Here is a 1,498-nt window from a genome sequence, read left to right as displayed (position 1 = left end):
TTAGAGGCCGTTGTCCCGGATGACGGTGCGGTACCAGTGGGCGCTGCGCTTGAGCACGCGGCGCTGCGTGGGGTAGTCCACATAGATCAGGCCCCAGCGTTGGTCGTACCCTTCGGCCCACTCGAAGTTGTCCAGCAGCGACCAGACGTGGTAGCTCTCCAGCGGCACGCCGTCGCGGATCGCCCGGTGGGCGGCGGCGAAGTGGTCGCGGAGGAAGTCGATCCGGGCGGCGTCGTCGATGGTGCCGTCCGAGGCGAGGGTGTCCGGGCAGGGCAGCCCGTTCTCGGTGATGGTGAGCGGGATCGGGCCGTAGTCGCGGGTGATCCGGGTGAGGATGTCGTACATCCCGTCGGGGTAGATCTGCTGCCAGCTCGCCTCGGAGGTGGGCCACTTGCGGACCGTGTCGCCCTGGCCGGTGACGTAGATGGGCGTGTAGTACTGCACGGCGACCAGGTCGACCGGGCTGGAGATGACCTTCAGGTCGCCGTCGCGGATGCAGCGGACCATCCGGCTGTCCGGGCCCAGGTCGGCCAGCACGTCCTGCGGATAGGCGCCCTTGAGGATCGAGTCTAGGTAGAGGCGGTTCTCGTAGCCGTCGTAGAGGCGGGTCGCGGTGGCGGCCTCGGCGGTGTCGTTGGCGGGGTAGCAGGGGTGCAGGTTGAGGGCGGGGCCGATGCGGGTCTTGGCGCCGGTGGCGCGTAGCGCGCGTACGGCGAGGCCGTGGGCGAGCTGGAGGTGGTGGGCGACCAGGTACGCGGCCGCCGGGTCCTGCTTGCCGGGCGCGTGGTGGCCCCCGAGGTAGCCGTTCTGCACCACGGTTTTCGGTTCGTTGATGGTCAGCCAGGCGGGCACCTGGTCGCCCAGGGCGCGGAAGACGATGTCGGCGTACTCGGCGAAGCGTTCGGCGGTGTCGCGGTTCTCCCAGCCGCCGGTGTCCTGTAGGGCCTGGGGGAGGTCCCAGTGGAACAGGGTGGCCATCGGGGCGATGTCACGCTCGTGCAGGCCGTCGACGAGGCGGCGGTAGAAGTCGAGGCCGCGCTGGTTGGGCCGGCCGGACCCGTCGGCCTGGATGCGTGACCAGGAGATGGAGAACCGGTAGGTGTGCAGGCCGAGGTCGCGCATGAGGTCGAGGTCCTCGGCGTAGCGGTGGTAGTGGTCGGCGGCGATGTCGCCGGTGTCGCCGTTGCGGGTGCGCCCCGGGGTGTGGCAGAACGTGTCCCAGACGGACGCGCCGCGACCGTCCTCCTTGGCCGCGCCTTCGATCTGGTACGCCGAGGTGGCCGCGCCCCAGCCGAAGCCGGGTGGGAAGCGCAGCGATCCGGGCGGGTCCGCGTCGGGGTCGGGTGTGGTGTCGCAGCCGGTGACGAGGGCGGCGGTGGACGCGGCGGTCCCGGCCACGGCGGCGCCGGCGAGCCCGGCATGGGTCGCGCCGGCGGCGGTCGCGGAGAGGGCGGCGCGGCGGAGCAGGCGCCGTCGGGTGAGTAGCGGCATGGACGAT

1 protein-coding gene is annotated in these 1,498 nt (G+C 71.6%); it reads right to left on the bottom strand.

The window, feature by feature from the left end:
• The gene (locus ACNAW0_RS30345; protein WP_416291473.1) at positions 1-1,491 is read right to left on the bottom strand and encodes a GH1 family beta-glucosidase; all 1,491 of its coding nucleotides are present in this window, start codon (positions 1,489-1,491) and stop codon (positions 1-3) included.
• Positions 1,492-1,498: the final 7 nt, after the last annotated feature.

This window comes from Micromonospora sp. SL1-18 (assembly GCF_047921505.1).
Classification (GTDB): domain Bacteria; phylum Actinomycetota; class Actinomycetes; order Mycobacteriales; family Micromonosporaceae; genus Micromonospora.
Note: the sequence above shows the minus strand (reverse complement) of the source record. Positions and strands in the feature narration are given on the sequence as shown.